Annotated in this window: 15 protein-coding genes; 3 read left to right on the forward strand and 12 right to left on the reverse strand. The window is 50.6% G+C overall.

The genetic code is table 11. The annotated features are described in order from the left end of the window. Nucleotides 1-164: 164 nt before the first annotated feature. The 10 genes from H7U12_RS12765 to H7U12_RS12810 form a co-directional block, all read right to left on the reverse strand. Complete coding sequence (locus tag H7U12_RS12765; protein ID WP_186638498.1) at nt 165-725, reverse strand: inorganic diphosphatase; 561 nt, start codon at nt 723-725, stop codon at nt 165-167. A gap of 39 nt (nt 726-764) precedes the next feature. Continuing rightward, nucleotides 765-2,432 (reverse strand): alkaline phosphatase PafA, encoded by a 1,668-nt coding sequence (pafA, locus tag H7U12_RS12770; protein ID WP_241749345.1) that lies wholly within the window; start codon nt 2,430-2,432, stop codon nt 765-767. Nucleotides 2,433-2,630: 198 nt separating this feature from the next. After that, entirely contained in the window at nt 2,631-3,527 is an 897-nt protein-coding gene (gene atpG / locus H7U12_RS12775; protein WP_186638500.1) for an ATP synthase F1 subunit gamma, read from the reverse strand. 73 nt (nt 3,528-3,600) lie between these two features. After that, a complete protein-coding gene (gene atpA / locus H7U12_RS12780) occupies nt 3,601-5,181 on the reverse strand; it encodes a F0F1 ATP synthase subunit alpha (RefSeq protein WP_186638502.1) in 1,581 nt (526 codons plus the stop codon). A gap of 2 nt (nt 5,182-5,183) precedes the next feature. Next, a complete protein-coding gene (gene atpH, locus H7U12_RS12785) occupies nt 5,184-5,744 on the reverse strand; it encodes an ATP synthase F1 subunit delta (RefSeq protein ID WP_186638504.1) in 561 nt (186 codons plus the stop codon). A 70-nt stretch (nt 5,745-5,814) separates the two neighbouring features. Beyond that, the gene (locus H7U12_RS12790) at nt 5,815-6,312 is read right to left on the reverse strand and encodes a F0F1 ATP synthase subunit B (RefSeq protein ID WP_186638506.1); all 498 of its coding nucleotides are present in this window, start codon (nt 6,310-6,312) and stop codon (nt 5,815-5,817) included. Nucleotides 6,313-6,429: 117 nt separating this feature from the next. Further along, complete coding sequence (atpE, locus tag H7U12_RS12795; RefSeq protein WP_123128431.1) at nt 6,430-6,684, reverse strand: ATP synthase F0 subunit C; 255 nt, start codon at nt 6,682-6,684, stop codon at nt 6,430-6,432. A 38-nt stretch (nt 6,685-6,722) separates the two neighbouring features. Then, nucleotides 6,723-7,808, reverse strand: coding sequence for a F0F1 ATP synthase subunit A (atpB, locus tag H7U12_RS12800; protein ID WP_186638514.1), 1,086 nt, complete (start codon nt 7,806-7,808; stop codon nt 6,723-6,725). A gap of 44 nt (nt 7,809-7,852) precedes the next feature. Beyond that, nucleotides 7,853-8,218, reverse strand: coding sequence for a hypothetical protein (locus H7U12_RS12805; protein WP_194362540.1), 366 nt, complete (start codon nt 8,216-8,218; stop codon nt 7,853-7,855). A 24-nt stretch (nt 8,219-8,242) separates the two neighbouring features. Continuing rightward, nucleotides 8,243-8,479, reverse strand: coding sequence for an AtpZ/AtpI family protein (locus H7U12_RS12810; RefSeq protein ID WP_186638518.1), 237 nt, complete (start codon nt 8,477-8,479; stop codon nt 8,243-8,245). A gap of 373 nt (nt 8,480-8,852) precedes the next feature. Here H7U12_RS12810 and porW point away from each other — a divergent pair, with 373 nt between their 5' ends. Genes porW through uvrC form a run of 3 tightly spaced genes read left to right on the forward strand, consistent with a single transcriptional unit; the run spans nt 8,853 to nt 15,512 of the window. Further along, a complete protein-coding gene (gene porW / locus H7U12_RS12815; RefSeq protein ID WP_455566834.1) occupies nt 8,853-11,387 on the forward strand; it encodes a type IX secretion system periplasmic lipoprotein PorW/SprE in 2,535 nt (844 codons plus the stop codon). Between the two features lies 1 nt (nt 11,388). Continuing rightward, nucleotides 11,389-13,686: a penicillin-binding protein 1A gene (locus H7U12_RS12820; protein ID WP_186638522.1), complete on the forward strand. Its 2,298-nt coding sequence runs from the start codon at nt 11,389-11,391 to the stop codon at nt 13,684-13,686. Between the two features lie 23 nt (nt 13,687-13,709). Beyond that, nucleotides 13,710-15,512, forward strand: a complete 1,803-nt coding sequence (uvrC, locus tag H7U12_RS12825) for an excinuclease ABC subunit UvrC (protein WP_186638523.1) — start codon at nt 13,710-13,712, stop codon at nt 15,510-15,512. Between the two features lie 725 nt (nt 15,513-16,237). Here uvrC and porN read toward each other — a convergent pair. Next, nucleotides 16,238-17,275, reverse strand: coding sequence for a type IX secretion system ring subunit PorN/GldN (porN, locus tag H7U12_RS12830; protein WP_241749350.1), 1,038 nt, complete (start codon nt 17,273-17,275; stop codon nt 16,238-16,240). Between the two features lie 17 nt (nt 17,276-17,292). Further along, entirely contained in the window at nt 17,293-18,882 is a 1,590-nt protein-coding gene (gene porM / locus H7U12_RS12835; protein WP_186638524.1) for a type IX secretion system motor protein PorM/GldM, read from the reverse strand. Between the last annotated feature and the right edge of the window lie 44 nt (nt 18,883-18,926).

The raw sequence follows: 18,926 nt of genomic DNA on the forward strand, positions 1-18,926 counted from the left end.
CAACGGTTTTCTTCACCATTTCCCTGACAAAGTACGTCAGCCAAACATATAGGTGCAACACTATTCTTGGGTTTGTTTTCGCGTTTTTCAAGCGTCTACAAACCAGAAGCGCCGATTTCCTATACGGGAACCGGCGCTTCTTCAATGGCATTCTTTTCTACTTCTTAGCTTTGCGCTCTGAAGGTGGTATTGTACAGCTCAATGCTCTGCTCAATGATCTTGTAGGCTTCTTCACGGCCCAGGAAGTTCTCTACTACCACTTCTTTGTTTTCCAGTTTCTTATAGTCTTCAAAGAAACGTTGGATTTCCAGCAGCGTGTGCGGAGGCAACTCAGAGATGTCATTGATGTGCTTCACAGACATGTCATTGGCCGCCACGGCGATGATCTTGTCATCTTCCTCGTTGTTGTCAATCATCTGCATCACGCCAATCACTTTGGCATCAATGAGGCACATAGGCGCTACATCAATAGAGCAAAGCACCAGGATGTCCAGAGGGTCTTTGTCATCGCAGTAAGTCTGCGGAATGAAACCATAGTTTGCCGGGTAGTGCACCGCGGAGAACAATACTCTATCTAATTTCAGGAGACCACTGTCTTTGTCCAGTTCATACTTGGCTTTGGAGCCCTTCGGGATTTCAATAATACCGGTTACCACCTTCGGAGCCTCTTCACCGAAGCTTACATCGTGCCAGGGATTGCTGGCGGTTTGGGAAGTTTCTAACATCTTACTTTTTATCTAATCTATCCTCGCGTCTGGAAACCCTTATTTCCCGACGTATTCTACTAATGAACGACCAGTTGTGCCATTGGGCTCCTGTATCCGAAGCCAGGCTGCCAGGCTGGGGGCAATATCAGTGATATGTGTTCTTACGGTTGACTCACCGGCCGGGATCTGCCAGCCGTACCAGAGCAATGGCACGTGGGTGTCATAGCCATAGGAACTGCCATGGCTGGTTCCTTTGACAGCGGCCCGGCCATAGTTGTCATACCAGCCGGGCTGCGACACGACCATCACATCGCCGGAACGGGCATACATAAATCCTTGCTCCACCATCATTCCCAGCCCGACGGTCCAGTTGTTACGGAGCAGGTTATCTGCCGTAAACACCCGCGCCACGCCCGGGAACTGCATCATAATTCTGGCGGTCTCTTCCTGTATCTCCAGGAGGTTTACTTTCTTGCTCTGTATTACCTTATGGTTCAGGTAGACTTGCTGGTTCATGAATTTACTCACCCATTCTGCTGTCCCAAACTTCTGGTTCAGCCTTTTCTCCAGGGTGTCTGTCATGGCCTTGTTGTTGGTGGTACCTGCCGGGATACGCAATTGTTGCAAGTAGGTTGGGTTATGAGCCCCACCGTGGTCAGCCGTTAGAAAGATAAGTACGTTTTCTTTGCCCAAGTGGCCGTCAATAAATTTCAGCAGGGCCGCCATCTCCTGATCAAGCCGTAAATAGGTGTCTTCTACCTCAATGGAATTAGGCCCGAACTGGTGCCCCACATAGTCTGTGGCGGAGAAACTAACGGCCAGGAAATCAGTCACGCTTCCTTTGCCCAGGTTCTCGGCTTTGATAGCCTCCTCCGCAAACTGTCTGGTATAAGTATTACCGGCCGGTATGGACCGCAACATATCAAAGGTTTTGCCCCGATACGCGGGAATGTTGTGCGGGAACACCGGTTTCTGCTCGCCGGAGAAGGTGCCTTCAAACGGCTGATCATCGGCGGTGCTCTCTGTATACTGCTCAAGGGGCAACAGGGTGGTCCAGGGCTGGCTTAAGTATTGATCTGCGAGGTTCCGCTTGTTGAAGGCTTTCACCCACTCTGGCAAATCCTGCATGTAGTACGTGCTCGTGATCATGCTGCCATTGCTGCCGTCATACCAGTAGGCGGCATTGGCGGCGTGGCCAGCAGGCAGAATAGAGCCTCTGTCTTTCAAGCTCAGGCCAATTACCTTGCTCTTCTGATTTGTGGCCAGCTTCAGCTCATCTGTGATGGTGGAGGCGATCATGTTGACCGGTGACATCTCGCCCGCCTTGCTGGAACTGCCCACTGATTTTACACTTTTGTCTTCGGCACAGTACGTGTTACGCCCCGTCTCGCGGTTGTACCAGTCATTGCCCACTATCCCATGAAAGGCAGGCGTGGTGCCGGTATAGATGGAGGCGTGGCCAGGACCGGTATAAGTGGGAACGTAGTTGTAGTGGTTGTCTCTGAAGTTGAAGCCTTGGCCTATCAGCCGTTTAAAGCCATCTTTCGAATATTTGTCCCAAAAACGGTATAGGTAATCGTACCGCATCTGGTCTACCACTATCCCGATGACCAGTTTAGGATTTTCCGGATTCTTTACGTTCGATTTTCTCTTCTGGGCCACTCCCGGGAAACTTCCCAGCAACAGCACCAGCATCATCCAACCACAGATAACACTTTTCTTCATTCGTATTAAATTCTGTTAACCTTTAGAGCCTCTTTTTATTAAAATGCCTTTAAAACGTAAAGATAGATGATAAATGCTTTAAATTACTTTTTCTAAATATAGGCCCTAAATTTAATCTATGGATAACACCGGCTACAAAAGCAAAGCGCCCATTGAGAAATGGGCGCTTTGCTTTTGTAGGGGAAGATTATCTCCCGGCTATCTGCTGGCGGCCAGCGCTTCGGCACCACCTACAATCTCCAGGATCTCGGTCGTGATGGCCGCCTGGCGGGTCCGGTTATAGGTCAGTTTCAGTTGTTTCAGGAGTTCACCGGCGTTCTCGGTGGCTTTGTCCATGGCCGTCATCCGGGCACCGTGCTCAGAAGCGTTGGATTCCAGAACGGCCTTGTACACCTGAATCTTCAGAGACTTAGGAATCAGCTGCTCCAGGATCTCCTCTTTGGAAGGTTCAAAGATGTAGTCCAAGTTGGCATTAGTGCTGGTGTTGGCCTGCTCCGTCGCATTTTCCTGAATAGGCAGGAACTGCTCAGTGCGCACAATCTGGGTGGCTACGTTCTTGAACTCGTTGTACACGATATCCACCTGGTCATACAGTCCGGTCCGGAAACCTTCCATGGCTTGCTCAGCGGCAACGCGCACGGTTTCAAAAGACAGGTTCCCGAATACGGTGGTATAATCACCGGCCGTAGGCATGTTCCGTTTGTTGAAATACTCATGCCCTTTCTTCCCGATGGCCATGATCTCAATGTTGCCGGCCGCTGACTGGGCACTGTAGCGCTCATTGATGAGGTTGTTCACCGCTTTCATAACGTTAGAGTTGAAAGCGCCGCACAAACCACGGTCAGAGGTAACGGCAATAATCAATACCCGCTGCACGTCACGTTTCTGGGCATACACATTCTGGCCGGCCTCACTGCTTACGTTAGACAGGTTAGACAGAATGCTGTTCAGGCGCTGCGCATAAGGGCGCATACGCATGATATTATCCTGCGCCCGGCGCAATTTAGCCGCCGCCACCATTTTCATGGCTTTGGTGATCTGCTGGGTAGAACCTACTGAAACAATGCGGTTACGTACTTCTTTTAAACTTGCCATTAACTTGCGTCAAGTATAAACAGAGAAAAAAGAGCACGCGCGTTACCGCTATGCTCTTTTTCTGTTGGTTTAATTATTTACGATATCTGGCTGTGAGCTCACGCGCCACTTTCTTCAGCGTGTCAGTCACATTATCATCAATCTTACCAGCTCTCAACGCATCCAGAACCGGACGGTGCTGCGCGTTCAAAGTCATGGTGAAGTCTTTCTCAAAGGTACGCACCTCGTTTACCGGCACGTCATCGATCAGACCATTGGTACAGCAGTAGATCATGGCTACCTGGTCTTCTACCGCTACCGGAGAGAACTGAGGCTGCTTCAATACTTCCAGGTTTCTACGGCCACGCTCAATGGTCAGCTTAGTAGCGGCATCCAGGTCAGAACCGAATTTCGCGAAAGCTTCCAATTCACGGAACTGCGCCTGATCCAGTTTCAAGGTACCAGCCACTTTCTTCATAGACTTGATCTGAGCCGAACCACCCACGCGAGATACCGAGATACCTACGTTGATTGCCGGACGGATACCGGAGTTGAACAAGTTGGTTTCCAAGAAGATCTGACCGTCTGTGATGGAGATCACGTTGGTTGGGATATAGGCAGAAACGTCACCCGCCTGCGTCTCAATGATAGGAAGAGCGGTCAAAGAACCACCACCTTTCACTAAGTGACGGATAGACTCTGGCAAGTCGTTCATGTCTTGCGCGATGGCATCAGAAGCGTTAATCTTAGCCGCACGCTCTAACAAACGGGAGTGCAGATAGAACACGTCACCTGGATAGGCCTCACGTCCTGGAGGACGACGAAGCAACAGAGACACTTCACGATACGCCACGGCTTGCTTAGACAAGTCATCATAAACTACCAGGGCAGGACGACCGGTATCCCGGAAGAACTCGCCAATGGCAGCACCAGTGAAGGGCGCGTAGAATTGCAAGGGAGCTGGGTCAGCAGCCGGAGCAGCCACTACTACGGTGTAACGCATGGCACCACTGGCTTCCAAGGCGTTCACGATCTGCGCTACGGTAGAGGCTTTCTGGCCAATAGCTACGTAAATACAGAATACGGGGGCACCACGGTCAAAGAACTCACCCTGGTTGATGATGGTGTCAATAGCCACGGCAGACTTACCTGTCTGGCGGTCACCAATGATCAACTCCCGCTGGCCACGGCCAATCGGAATCATGGAGTCAATGGCTTTGATACCGGTTTGCATCGGCTCATTTACCGGCTGACGGTAGATAACGCCTGGTGCTTTTCTTTCAATTGGCATTTCGTACAGCTCACCCTCTAACGGGCCTTTGCCATCTATTGGCTGACCAAGGGTGTTCACCACGCGGCCTACCATGCCATCACCTACGCGAACGGAGGCAATTTTATTTGTTTTCTTAACTGTGTCGCCTTCTTTAACGTCGCTCCAGTCACCCAACAATACCGCACCCACATTGTCTTCCTCTAGGTTAAGAACAAGGGCTTGCAGACCATTTTCGAACTCTAACAACTCACCAGACTGTGCCTTGGATAAGCCGTAGATACGAGCAACACCGTCACCCACTTGCAGAACCGTACCAACTTCTTCTAGTTCAGCTTCTGTTCTGAAGTTTGACAGCTGTTCTCTTAAAATCGCTGATACTTCATCAGGTCTAACTTCTGCCATGATTATAGTTTAGTAATGTATGGATTTTCTTTAAACTTGTTTTTCAATTTCTGCACATTGGTTCTCACCGAGTTATCAATCTGCTGATCGCCAATGCGCAAGATGTACCCGCCTACTACGGCTGGGTTCACTACTTCTTGCAACTCTACCTTCATGCCTCCGGTGCGTTCTACCACCATTTGCTGGAAAGTAGCCCGAAGCTCTGGGGTAAGGGGCACGGCAGTAGTCACCGTTGCTTTCTGGATTCCGCTGATCAGGTTGTATTGCTTTACAAACTCAACCGCCACTGACTCCAGAATGGCCTCCCGGTTCTTTTGGGTGATAATCCGGAAAAAGGCCATAGTCAACTCACTCATGCTGCTCCCGAAAACGGAGTTAAGGATGGCGAGTTTCTTATCATGCTTTATAATCGGGTTGCGCAGTACCAGGCTCAGGTCACGGCTTCCGTTCAGGGTTTTGGTGAAGGAAAGCATATCGGCATACACTTTCTCCAGGGAACCCTTCTCTTGGGACAGCTCTAGCAGAGACTTGGCGTACCGCGAGGCAACTCTTTCGTCTGACATTTTTTTCTCTTGCGTGGTTTAAAACGATTCGCTTCCTTTCTCGGGGCGGGAAGCCGCTCGCCGTCCGTTCTTAGCTCAGGTGCGTGTCTTGCAGGTAGCTTTGCACCAGAGCGCGTTGCGCCTGCTCGTCTTGCAACTCACGTCTGATCAGTTTCTCCGCGATGTCAATTGACAAGGTAGCGGCCAAGTTTTTCACCTCGGTCAACGCGGCCTTCTTCTCATTCACAATAGAGATGCGGGCCTGCTCAATCATGCGCTGTCCTTCTTCAGTGGCTTTGGCGCGGGCGGTCTCCACTAAATTGGTAGCAGCCTCAGAGGCGTCTTTCAAGATACGGTCGCGCTCAACACGGGCCTCGGTAAGAAGGCGCTCGTTGTCGGCTTTCAAAGCTTGCATCTCCAGTTTGGCTTTCTCAGCCATGCTCAGGGCAGCGTCAATGTTGTCTTCGCGCTCGCGCAAGGCCTTCATGATCGGCTTCCAGGCGAACTTTGACAACAGGAAAAGCACCACCAAAAAGGTGACCACTTGCCAGAAAAGTAATCCGAGACTAGGGGTTACTAATGGATTCATCTTGTAAGATTAATTAACGAAAGGTACTATTTTTTTCAACGTGTCTATACTACCGGCTCTTTATCCCCTCGGCCCGTCCAGACCAATCGTCAGGACGGGCGAGGCGATAGAATTCATCTACTCGATGAAAGAAATCAGAAGGCAAACTACCACCCCGAACAGGGCAACACCTTCAATAAGAGCAGAAGCGATAATCATCGCTGTCTGGATCTGTCCACCAGCCTCTGGTTGTCTAGCGATAGACTCCATGGCAGAGCCACCAATTCTACCGATACCCAAACCGGCACCAAGAGCCACTAAACCAGCGCCGATACCGGCACCCATGATCGCGTAGCCTGAGCCAAGAGACAATGCAAGCAATAATCCTAACATAGTAGTATATATATATAGTTAAAAAAAAGGAATTCAGATTAATGAGATGCTTTCACTGCGTGGGGCGCATCACCAAACCCCATGTCATCATGATGATCGTGCTCTTCTACCGCTCCGCCAAAGTACATGGCAGACAGCAACGTGAAGATATACGCCTGCAACAGAGCCACAAACAACTCCAGGAAATTCATGAAGGTGGCGAACGCCACGCTCAACGGCCCGATGGCCATGCTTTCAAAGATGAAGATCAAGCTGAACAAACTCAGGATGATGATGTGACCGGCCGTGATGTTTGCGAACAATCGAACCATCAACGAGAAAGGCTTGGTAAAAATTCCGATCACCTCTACCAAAGGCATGATTGGAATACCCCACTTCAACCACCACGGAACACCCGGCGTGTTGAAGATGTGTCCCCAGTACGACTTGTTCCCACTGAACACGGTAATCAACAAAGTAATCACCGCCAGCACCAACGTAACCGTAATGTTACCGGTCAGGTTAGCGCCACCCGGGATCAGACCCAACAGGTTGTTAAACCAGATAAAGAAGAACACGGTGAGCAGATACGGCATAAAGCGCTCATACTTAGGACCGATGTTGGTTTTAGCGATATCATCCCGCACAAAAACAATGATCGGCTCAAAGAAAGACTGAATACCTCTTGGGGCCTTACCGCGGTTCTTTTTGTAAGCTCCGGCAATGGTCAGGAACACCAGAAACAACAGGAACACGCTAATGAACATGGAGGCCACGTTCTTGGTGATAGAGAAGTCCATTGGACCTACGTGCTCTTCTTCGCCCTTGGCATTCACGGTTGTACGTGGATGCCCTTCTTCGTTGGCGTAATAGATATGACCATGCTCATTCACATACCCGTTGTAAGGCTGCAATTCATGGTGCTCATTATAGAAGTTAGAGGAGGAGAAAATATCCAGTCCTTTTTCCCCGTATAGTATAACCGGCAAAGGCAATGTAACCCCGTGCGCAAACTCCCAAACATAGTCATCGCCTATGTGGTGCATAATCATGTCTCCGGGACTGAATTTACCCTCCTCGGTTGATTCTGCCGCTTGGGCTGAAAAAGTAAGTACAGTAAGCAGGAAAACGAGTATCTTCTTCATTAAGAGCTAATTAAAAGCAATGGTTTTTATGTAAGCGCATTGCCCTATGCACGCTTTTTTGAATTTTGGCGCAAGTTACTCAACAAAGCGTAGATTTCAAATCCGGCATAAATAAAATAAAGGGCGAAAAAGTTTAATACAAATTGTACTAGCTGCTCTGCATGGAAATATCTATATACAAAAACTGCTATTATAGAGAAAACCATCCGCACCCCCATAGAGGCAAAGTAATAGGCATGCAGGTTATCAGAATCATGCTTCAGGCCCAGATTAGCCACGTAATGGGCAAAACCGGTCAGAAACACAAAGAACCCCAGCATGTACCAGATATAGGAATGGATCAATCTGTCTCCGGTGAACTGGAGGAGAAACGTCACCAAAAGGATCAGCAGACCGGTGATCAAAAGCATGCCTCTGAAAAAATTCACCGGCTTTTATTTCTTAGTAGTAAGGGACACAATCACAGAATACATGCAGGCAAACACGGCCACCACCAGCAAGCCCAGGGTCCACCACGGAGTATCGTTCTGGAAGTAGGCATCCAGTTTACGTCCGCCCACCGCCGCCACAGACATCACCGCAATCATCTGGAAAGCCAAGCCTGAGTATTTCAGGTACGGTTTCACGCCGCCTTTCTTGTTTGGATCAGAAGAAGGTTGGGTTGGCTCCATGGGGTGCATTTGCTCCTGTTTCTACAAAGGTACTAATCCCTGGCTCACTGCAGGCAGAAAGATGGGGCAGTTTTGACTCATTTTGGAGAAAACGAGCCAAAAACGGGATTGGTTCGCACTATTTCGGGGTTCATTCGTTTACCTGGTAGCCAGCATTTTGCGTAGTAGCATAACTAGAGGTAAAATAATGTAAATTTGCTTTTAGCCTCGCAGAGACTGCCCTGGCACCAAATGCATCCGTACGTTTCCAGCTTGTTTTGGCTAAAACAGAGACAAAATAAAAAGGCCGCTGCGTAGTTCTACCTAGTACCCCAACCTTTACCTGACGTTGAAACTGACCCGTTTTCTTCTTTCCTTCCTTGTAGCGGCAACCTTGGCGGGCTGCTCTTCTGATAAACCCTTGGGTAGGCTGTACCGCAATATCAACGCCCGCTTCAACGGCTATTTTCTGGCGCGCGAAAAGATGGAGGCGGTAGAAGCCCGCATTGCGGCCGCCAACGTGAATGACTACAACCGCATTCTGGACGTTCTGCCCACTCCTGACACCGCGTTTCTGAGAACCCTGGCCCCAGATCTGGACGAGGTGATCAAACGCGCTTCGTTCCCCATTGCCCGGCACCCTAAATCGCGGTGGATTGATGACTGCTATGTTTTGATTGGTAAAGCGCGCTATTACCAGGGCGAAGATGCCGAAGCCGCGAAGACTTTCCGGTTTGTGCAGACCACCAGCCCCGACCGGCACGCCCGCCACGAAGCCATGATCTGGATGATGCGGCTGGCCATCCGGCAGAAAGACTATGACCAGGCCATCTCCATTTCTGAACAGTTCCGGAAGGAGCGCATGAACGAAGACAACGGCCGGGAGTTACTTTTAACCAGGGCGCAACTGGCCAGCATCCAGAACAACCTGCCGCTGGAGATGGAGAACCTGGAGAAAGCCATTCCCTTCGCCCGGAAGAGAGACCAGGAAGCCCGGCTTCGGTTTATCCTGGGTCAGTTGTACCAGGCCACCAACCAGGACACCAAAGCCTATGAACAATTTGCGAAGGTGCTCAAGAAGCGGCCGCCCTATGAACTGGGCTTCTATGCCAACCTGAGCATGGCGCAGGTCACCGAGCTGAAAGACGTAGAAGATAAGGAGAAAGTGAAAAACTTCCTCCACAAACTAGCCGATGACGCCAAAAACAAAGAATACACGGACAAGATCTATTATGATCTGGCGAAGCTGGAACTCCGGGAAAACCAGTATCCAGATGCTCTGAAACTGCTGCGTCAGTCCACCGCGGCCTCCACCACTAATAAGGTTCAGAAAGCGTACTCGTACTTGCTGTCAGGGCAGATTTACTATGAGAACCTGCAGCAGTACGGCCTCGCCCAGGCGTACTATGACAGCACCCTGCAGTTGTTACCGCCCAACACGCTGGGGTATGAAGAACTCGCCGACCGCCGTACGGTGCTCACGGCCTTTACCCAACAGTTGGAGATCATCCGGTCAGAAGATAGCCTGCAGGCGTTGGGGCAACTAAGCACCACGGAACGAGTTCAGCGCGTAGCCGAGCAGATCACCCGCGAGCGGGAACAAGAGGCTGCTGCCACGTTGGCCGCCATGACAAACGCCGCCGGACCTACCCAACAGACCGCTACCCTACCCATCGGCGGACCGGCCACGCCCGGAAGCACCTGGTACTTTGACAATCCGGCGGCTATGGCCACGGCCCGAAATGACTTTTTGCGCACCTGGGGAGACCGCCCGCTCCAAGACAACTGGCGCCGGGGAGCGGCTATTTCGGGCAACACTGGAGTCGCGGCCAGCCCCGTTGCCAGCCCTGCCGTAGACAGTACCGCCCTGGCCGCTGCGGCCGCCCAAAAGCAGGAAGCCTATCTGGCCGCCATTCCGGTAACGCCTGAGCAGCGGCAAGCCTCCGCTAAACGGGTCGAAGAAGCCTTGTTCACCTTAGGCAATATTTATCAGCAGCGCCTGAGAGAACCCGAGAAGGCTGCCCAGACTTTCCAGCGGTTGCTGGAACGGTTCCCTAATTCAGTCCACGCGTCTGAAGCATATTATAGTTTGTACCTTCTCTCCCAGGGCCTGCAACAGCCCGAGAAAGCGGCTGAATACGCTAAAATTCTGAAAGACCGTTTCCCAACGTCTAAGTACAGCAAGCTGATTGACCAACCAGATTTCCTGCGCACCTTTTCCGCGGAGAACATGGCGGCGCACGCGCTCTATGACTCGGCGTACGTGCTGTATGAGCAGGAGAAGTATCCCGAGGCCCTGGCCGTTTTGGACTCCCTTTCCAGAAAGTACCCCCAAAACGATGTCCAGGACCAAAGCGCTTTCCTGCAGGCGCTGGTAGTAGGCCGTACGCAACCGGCGGTTACGTTCAGGGCGGCGATGGAGAGATTCGTGGTTCAGTACCCGGAAAGTCCGCTTTTACCCAAAGCCCGCGACTTCATGAGCCTGTACCTGCGGTACGAAAGCGGCGAGTTGTCCAAAGCGCCCGAAGTCAGTACCCCCGTTGCGCCCAAAGAAGAAATGCCCACGTACAAAACCGAAAGAAGCCTGCCGCACAGCTTTGTGGTGGTGCACACCGGCGATAGCGTAGCCTTGCAGCAGCTCATGAAAGCGTATGACACCTACAACGCCCGCTTTCACCCTAAAAAACAACTGAAACTGGAGGCGCTGCCCTTTAATGAGGGCACTACACTGCTCATCATCCGGGCCTTGCCCGATTTTAAAGCGGCCCAACAGTACACCAAACTACAAGCCACACGCAATTCTCCGTTAGCCAATTTAAAAGGCTCGAATTTTGCTACCTTTGTCATTACTGACGCGAACCTGGCGGTACTAGAAATGCTGGGAAATATAGCGGAGTATGTAGCTTTCTTTGAAAAAAATTACCAATAGCATGTCGTCTACGCCTGTTAATAAGTTCCGGAAAACCATTTCGGCACTTTGGCTGCTCTTTGCCGGAGGATTTGTGTTCTTCCTGCTGTACGTTTTTGCCGTTAGCATCAATTTCCTGAATCTTTTTGGCGACCTCCCAGACCTGAAAACCCTGGAGAACCCCAAAAGCGAACTGGCTTCTGAAGTGTACTCAGAAGACGGCCAGCTCCTGGGAAAATATTTCCGGGAAAACCGCTCGCCCGTGACGTATGAGCAACTGCCCAAGACCCTGGTAGATGCCTTGGTGGCCACCGAAGACATCCGGTTCGAAGAGCACTCCGGCATTGACTTCAAGGGAACCCTGGCCGTGCCTTACTATAAACTGACCGGCAAACAGGACCGCGGTTCCAGTACGCTTACCCAGCAGCTGGCCCGTAACCTCTTCCGGACCCGTGATGACCTGAACAACGGCCTGCTCAGCGACGTGCCGGGCCTGCGCATGCTCATCATCAAAACCAAGGAATGGATCATGTCCATCAAGCTGGAGCGCTCTTACACCAAGAAAGAGATCCTGCTCATGTACCTGAACACCGTTGACTTCGGGAGCAATGCCTACGGGATCAAAGTTGCCGCCAAGACCTTCTTCAATAAAGATCCGCAACAACTCACGTTAGAGGAAGGCGCCACGCTGGTAGGTGTCTTGAAAGGACCATCGTTCTACAGTCCGGTTCTGCGCCCGGAGCGTTCGCTGAGCCGCCGGAACACCGTGCTGGACCAGATGCTCAAGTACAACTACATAGATGAGCCCACTTACCAGACGGCCAGCGCTAAACCTATTAAACTGGATTTCAACGTAGAAAACCAGAACAAAGGCCTGGCCCCATACTTCCGGACCGAGATTGGCAAATCGCTGGCGCAATGGTGCCGTGATAACGGGTACGACCTGTATTCAGATGGCTTGAAAATCTACACCACCATTGATTCACGCATGCAAAAGCATGCCGAGGCCGCCCTAGAACAGCACATGAAAACCATGCAGAAGGAATTCTTCCAGCAGTGGAAAGGACGTAACCCTTGGATCAATGACAGCGGGAAAGAGATCAAAGGTTTCCTGATGGACCGCATGAAAGGCACCGCCCGCTACAAGAGCCTGGTAGAGCAGTTCGGGAACAACGAGGATTCCATCAAATACCACCTGAACCACAAAATTCCCATGCGGGTTTTCTCCTGGAAAGGAGAACGTGACACCATCATGAGCCCGATGGATTCGCTGCGCTACTACAAGCATTATCTGCAGGCTGGTTTCATGGCCATGGACCCGCTCACCGGCAAAGTGAAAGCCTGGGTTGGGGGCACCAACTTTAAGTACTTCAAATACGACCACGTGAAGCAGGGAGCCCGCCAGCCTGGTTCCACGTTCAAACCATTTGTGTACACCACTGCTATTGAGAAAGGCTTCTCGCCGTGCTATACCGTTACAGATGCCCCGGTGACTATCATCAACCCAGACGGAAAACCCTGGACGCCCAAGAACAGTGAAGGCACCTACACTGGCCGCCGAATGACTTTGCGGGAAGCCTTGGCTCTTTCGGTGAACAGTATCACCACGTACCTGATGAAGAAACTGGGACCAGAAGAAGTAGTGGCGACCGCCAAGCGATTAGGTATCACTACTCCCCTAGATCCGGTTCCTTCTCTGGCCTTAGGCTCCAGCGATGTTACCCTGTATGACATGGTGGGCGCGTATGGCACCTTCGTGAACAAAGGAACCTGGACCCAACCCCAGTACCTGGTCCGGATTGAGGACAAGAACGGAAACGTGCTCCACGAATACGTGCCGAAGACGGTAGAAGCCCTGAGCGAGGAAACCGCTTACCTGATGGTGCACATGCTGCAAGGCTCGGCTGATACCCGCGGCGGTACCGCTTATTACGGACTGCGTCACCGTTTTGGCCTGAAAAACGAAATCGGGGCCAAAACCGGTACTACTTCCAACTACTCAGATGCCTGGTTCATGGGCATCACACCAGACTTGGCAGCCGGGGTTTGGGTAGGTGGCGAGGACCGCAGTATTCACTTCCGGAGCGCGGCCTACGGTCAGGGAAATAAGCTGGCCATGCCCATCTATGCACTCTTCATGAAGAAGGTCTATGCTGATAAATCTTTGAGTGTCTCTAAGGCGGCTTTCCCGAAACCGGCGCAACCACTTTCCACGAATATCAACTGCGGAGGTTCTGACTTTGTACCAACGGTCACTGATTCCGTAAAACAAGAGCAAATCCTTACCCTACCGCAAAAAGTAGAGGAAGGGGCGTTCTAAGGAAGAAGACGAAAGGAAGAACTGTGGAGGAATCATTAAGAGAGCAACTGAAGCATTTGCCCCATCGGCCTGGCATCTACAAGTACTATGATGACAAGGGCATCATTTACGTGGGCAAAGCCATTGACATCCGCAAGCGGGTCAGTTCTTATTTTAATTCTTCCAAGCAGCACAACAAGAAAACCCTGAAGCTGATCTCGCAGATCAAGCGGATTGAGTTCACTATTGTGGACAGTGAGGCCGATGCGTTCCTGCTGGAAAACAACCTCATCAAGCAACATCAGCCCAAGTACAACATCCTGCTGAAGGACGGGAAATCGTACCCGTTCCTGTGCATCACCAATGAGCGTTTCCCGCGGGTGTTAAGCACCCGCAACAAGCTGAACGATGGCTCCCGCTACTTCGGTCCTTACCCCAGCGTGACTAGCATGTACGTGGTACTGGAGTTGATCAGGACCCTGTACCCGCTGCGCACGTGTAGTTACAACCTGAGCCCCGCCAACATTGAAGCCGGCAAGTTTAAGGTGTGCCTGGAGTACCACATTGGCAACTGCAAAGGCCCCTGCGAAGGCCTATACGAGGAGACGCAATACAACGAGCACATCCAGCAGATCAGGAACATTCTGTCCGGCAACCTGACGGTAGCTAAGAACTACTTCAAAGAGGCCATGTCGGCCGCGGCCGCTGATTACCAGTATGAGCTGGCGCATCAGTACAAACAGAAACTGGATTTGCTGGACGATTTCCAGGCCAAGTCTACGGTGGTGAGCCACACGCTTACCAACATAGACGTCTTCACCATCACCTCCAATGAGAAGTGTTCGTTTATCAACTACCTGAAGGTAATGAACGGCTCCATCATCGGGACTCAATCACTGGAACTGCAGAAAAAGCTGGAAGAGACCGATCAGGAGATCCTGGCTTCCATGATCATGCAGCTTCGGTCAGACTTTGAGAGTTCGTCCAGAGAGATCCTGGTGAACATTGAGGACCTGATTCTGCCTCTGGAAGGCGTCACGATTACCGTCCCGCAGATTGGAGACAAACGCAAGTTGCTGAACCTGTCTCTGAAGAACGCATTGTACCTGCGCAAGGAGAAGGAAAGCATGCAGGACAAGTCCAAAGATAGTAACGAGGTGCGCATCATGGAAACTATGAAACGTGACCTGCGCCTCACGGAGCTTCCCAAGCACATAGAGTGTTTCGACAACTCCAACTTTCAGGGCGACAATCCGGTGGCTTCCATGGTGTGTTTCCGGAACGCGCGGCCTTCCAAGAAAGACTACCGCCATTTCCACATTAAAACTGTGGTTGGTCCTGATGACTTTGCCTCTATGTACGAAGTGGTGACCCGCCGTTATCGCAGGCTCATAGACGAAGGCACTTCTTTACCCCAGTTGATCATCATTGACGGAGGAAAAGGGCAGCTGGGCATGGCCGTGAAAGCCTTGAAAGATCTGGGCATCTACGGCCAGGTAGCCATCGTGAGTATTGCCAAACGCCTGGAGGAGATCTTTTACCCCGGAGACACGCTTCCGCTTTACATCGATAAGAAATCGGAGACCCTGAAGCTGATTCAACGTCTCCGGAACGAGGCGCACCGCTTCGGGATTACGTTCCACCGTTCCCTGCGGGACGCAGGTACGCTACAGACCGAACTCACCAAAATCAAAGGCCTGGGCCCGGCCACGGCGGAGAAGCTGTTGAGCAAGTTTAAGTCGGTGAAAAAGATTGCCGAGTTATCACAACAGGAACTGGAAAGTGAGGTAGGCAAAAGCAAAGCGCGGCTTCTCCTTGACTACTTCGCCCAGACGCAGAAGAAGTAAGCTGTTTCAGAGGTAGTTTCTGGAAATCACCCCTAAAACAGCCTTACTTCTCCTTTTCTGAGCTTTTTCTCCTGCATTCTGTTTTGGGCTTCTTTTTCTGAAATCGGCCCTGAAACGGGTAAACTTTATTCTCCTTCTTTTGAGCTGTTATGCCTCTGCTCTCCTGTAGACAAGGTAATCTTCGTTTTAAGCCTCTTTTCACCAAAACAGCCTTAAAACGGAAATCGCTTTTACCTCGCTCTGACTTATCTATCTAAAGTAGGGGCAATCCCTTGTGGTTGCCCTTTCCTATGTCCCGTTTTTCTTTCAAAGAATGGAAGGATAGACTATACAACTAGATCTGCGATGGCACAAAGATCAACAGCTAACGTGAAGGCAATGTGGCTGTGTAGCTGTTCGGGATTAGAAATCCTGAATGAAGGAGAAGCGAATTCGTAATCTGCCATGTATTTGTTATCCGCCATGTACTAGTGGCGAATGTAGGGGATTACAAATCTCCCTCTCCCAGTTTTCGAATTTTAAATCCTAAAGAGCCTACGGCAAGTAGCGACCTGTCCCAGATGGCAAAGAGCATTATATCAGTTCCTGTGTAGGGCTACCACAAGGGATTGCCCCTACTTGCTAAATCGTCAACATTCTTTGATTTCTAAACTAGTTGCCGTGACAAAATGGGCATAAAAAAAAGGAGACCGTTTTGGGTCTCCTTTTTTGTTTCTTGCTTTAAACTAGTAGCTCCACAAGCTGTATTCGAACTCAATGATGTCTTCCATGGCTTGCTGGGCGGCTAACAAGCCTTTTTTGCCAGCACCAAACTGCTCTTCCAAACGGGCATCACCTACGTTAGATACTTTGGTGATGTACGAGCTGAATAACCACAGATCAAACGCATCGGCCAGGTTTTTATGCTGCGCATCGTTCTGAGCGTTGAACCAGAGAGCTTCGTCTGGATGCGCTCTGAAGACGCGGGCCAGGTCGCTGTACTTGAAAGAAGCAATTGGTTTCTCAAAGCCCAGGCTGTTGTATTTCGCTGGCATTACCAGCGTAACCGCCTGGATGTCATGATACAGTCTGGAACGCTTTTTATCAAATACCACATCTTCCTTGATCTCTAATTTATAAAGCTCGTTTGGAAGAAGCTCGTTACCCGTGGTTACCGCCATTGCCGGAGCAGGAGTGGCTGCTTTGGTAGTGGTTTTAGGAGCCGCTTTCTTAGGAGCGGGTGTTCCCCAACCATCATCTTCCGCTGCCGCTGGGGCATCAAAGCCCGCTGCTTTCTCAGCTTCGGTTAAGCCGCCACCGGTTTCAGCCGGCGTCATGTTACCGAAGAATTCTTGTGCCGGGATGGGCGTATTCAAGGTATCGGAACGATAAGCTTGCAACTCTCCTCTTTTCACCGCTTCTGTGATGAGCTTGGTGATTTGCTTACCGCTGGAGAACATAGGCAGGTTTTGCTTCTCGCGTAAGTCTACTGCTCTCCAAACCGTTTTCTTGAACATCACATCAGAGGGTGGAATTGGTCTGGCAGAAGCAGGGGCCGCTAACGAGCTGTCCATTCTTGCCTGAGCAATTTCTGCCTGCTTTTGCATTTCCTGCTGACGAGCTAACTCTTCCTGCCGCGCTTTTTCAGCAGCAGCTTGGGCTGCAGCACTTTGCTGAGCTTTCTGCGCAGAAGTAGTTGACTTTTTAGTAGTACGCTTTTGCGCCATACTAACAACCGGCATGCTAAGCAAACCCGCTAAACCCAACACAATTAACTTCTTCATGGTACTATTTTTAACTACTAGTTAAGCTGAAAGGTGATACTTGAATTATCAGAAGGAACAACTTCCTGCTGATCACGATAGTTCATTCTACGTATTTCTTTTACTTCTACGGCGATACGGTCTCCCGGACGAGCCTGCCCAGCTAGGTTACCTAAGCTAACAGTTGGGCCACTTCCTTCCACTCTACCTACCGGACGGTTACCACGCACCAAGTACACGGTGTAATCAGTCACTCTGTAACGAGCATCTTTCGGTAATTGGTTCTTGAAGCTTTCGTCAGGAATAGCTTGGATAGTCAAAGAACGAGGGCCTGGAGCAGGCATCCCTTTCACAACATCTACCGGACGACCATTGGCAGTAGCTACTACTCTTGGTCTTGGTACCAGTTTCACGGTGAAGTCTTGTGACCCGATGGCGTTTCCGCCGCTGCTCACATTTAGTTTCACTTGTCTTGACGTAGGAATGATAGTTAAAAAGCCTTTTTTAGCACCTTTTACCACCGTTGCGCCAGAAGCAGAGAAAGAAGGATCATACACGGCACCTAAAGCAGGTACCTGTACACTCAACTCATTCCCGCAGTTGAAATACAAGGAGTTGATTGAAGCTGACTGGATCTGCATCACAGGCTTGGCTACTACGTAATCCTGCGTAACTGTAAACGTGGTGTCACGGCCGCTTGCCTGACGGAAACGTACTTGGCCTCTCCACTGCTTTTTGGCGTTACCTTCCGCGTCATAGTTACCGGCAGTTGCGGTGAATTCAATTCTACCTTTTCCGCCTTGCACTGGAATAGATCTTCCGTCAACTGACATCGTTGGAGTTACAGCATCAGAAGAAGCCGCCAGGAACATTTCCGCTTTGTATTTGGTACCAGCCGCTACTGTTTTAGACTCAGCGCTGGCCATTGCGAAGATGTTCTCAAACTTGATGATATCCGCACCCACTTTCTGGGCCAGTTGCGATAAGGTTTCAGCTTCGTACTTCAACACTTCTGATTCTTTCTGCGCCAATGTGGCCAAAGCGGCTACCATTGGGGTTTCTTCAAAGTTCAGTTGAGCAAAGTTCTTCTTACGTTGGTCTTTGTTTTGTGCCACCCGTGGGTCTTCTGTGCCGCTCATGGCAAGCTTTTGCGGAATCTTAGGGTTGAATGGGCGCAAGAACTCGGCGTACTGGTTCAGTTTTGCTTCTAACTCATAACCTTTGCCTTTTTTCAGGCCGCCAATCATCACTTCATTCACCACTTCATTCGCTTCTGGATTGATGTAGTTGCCTTCGGCATCTTTACCTCCAGTTGCTTTTTCTAACTCTTCCCGCAGGCTCCGGATGTACGCTACCATCTCAGCAGTTTTAGAGCTCACTTGCTGAGCTTGCTCTACCACTTGCTGGTCTTTGGCAGTACTTGCTCCCTCGGCCACCGCTGCCTGAATGCCTTTCACTGCTCCCTGGTTATCGGTTACCGTTTTGCGGTTCACCTCCATTAAGCTGGCATCAATAAATTGGAATTTTAAAAGTATCGCAGAGCTTACGTTCAATGCCAGCAGCGCAGTCAGAACGAGATACATCATCCCGATCATCTTTTGCCGTGGCGTCTCTTTTCCTCCAGCCATAGTATCCTGTAGTGTTTACCTTTTAATTTATCTTATCTTATATA

Source organism: Rufibacter sediminis, assembly GCF_014269285.1.
Taxonomy (GTDB): Bacteria; Bacteroidota; Bacteroidia; order Cytophagales; family Hymenobacteraceae; genus Nibribacter; species Nibribacter sediminis.

Bases quoted from the DNA above. Each gene is read 5' to 3' on its own strand.
- H7U12_RS12765 (WP_186638498.1), bottom strand. From the start codon at position 725: ATGTTAGAAACTTCCCAAACCGCCAGCAATCCCTGGCACGATGTAAGC.
- pafA (WP_241749345.1), bottom strand. From the start codon at position 2,432: ATGAAGAAAAGTGTTATCTGTGGTTGGATGATGCTGGTGCTGTTGCTG.
- atpG (WP_186638500.1), bottom strand. From the start codon at position 3,527: ATGGCAAGTTTAAAAGAAGTACGTAACCGCATTGTTTCAGTAGGTTCT.
- atpA (WP_186638502.1), bottom strand. From the start codon at position 5,181: ATGGCAGAAGTTAGACCTGATGAAGTATCAGCGATTTTAAGAGAACAG.
- atpH (WP_186638504.1), bottom strand. From the start codon at position 5,744: ATGTCAGACGAAAGAGTTGCCTCGCGGTACGCCAAGTCTCTGCTAGAG.
- H7U12_RS12790 (WP_186638506.1), bottom strand. From the start codon at position 6,312: ATGAATCCATTAGTAACCCCTAGTCTCGGATTACTTTTCTGGCAAGTG.
- atpE (WP_123128431.1), bottom strand. From the start codon at position 6,684: ATGTTAGGATTATTGCTTGCATTGTCTCTTGGCTCAGGCTACGCGATC.
- atpB (WP_186638514.1), bottom strand. From the start codon at position 7,808: ATGAAGAAGATACTCGTTTTCCTGCTTACTGTACTTACTTTTTCAGCC.
- H7U12_RS12805 (WP_194362540.1), bottom strand. From the start codon at position 8,218: ATGCTTTTGATCACCGGTCTGCTGATCCTTTTGGTGACGTTTCTCCTC.
- H7U12_RS12810 (WP_186638518.1), bottom strand. From the start codon at position 8,479: ATGGAGCCAACCCAACCTTCTTCTGATCCAAACAAGAAAGGCGGCGTG.
- H7U12_RS12820 (WP_186638522.1), top strand. From the start codon at position 11,389: ATGTCGTCTACGCCTGTTAATAAGTTCCGGAAAACCATTTCGGCACTT.
- porN (WP_241749350.1), bottom strand. From the start codon at position 17,275: ATGAAGAAGTTAATTGTGTTGGGTTTAGCGGGTTTGCTTAGCATGCCG.
- porM (WP_186638524.1), bottom strand. From the start codon at position 18,882: ATGGCTGGAGGAAAAGAGACGCCACGGCAAAAGATGATCGGGATGATG.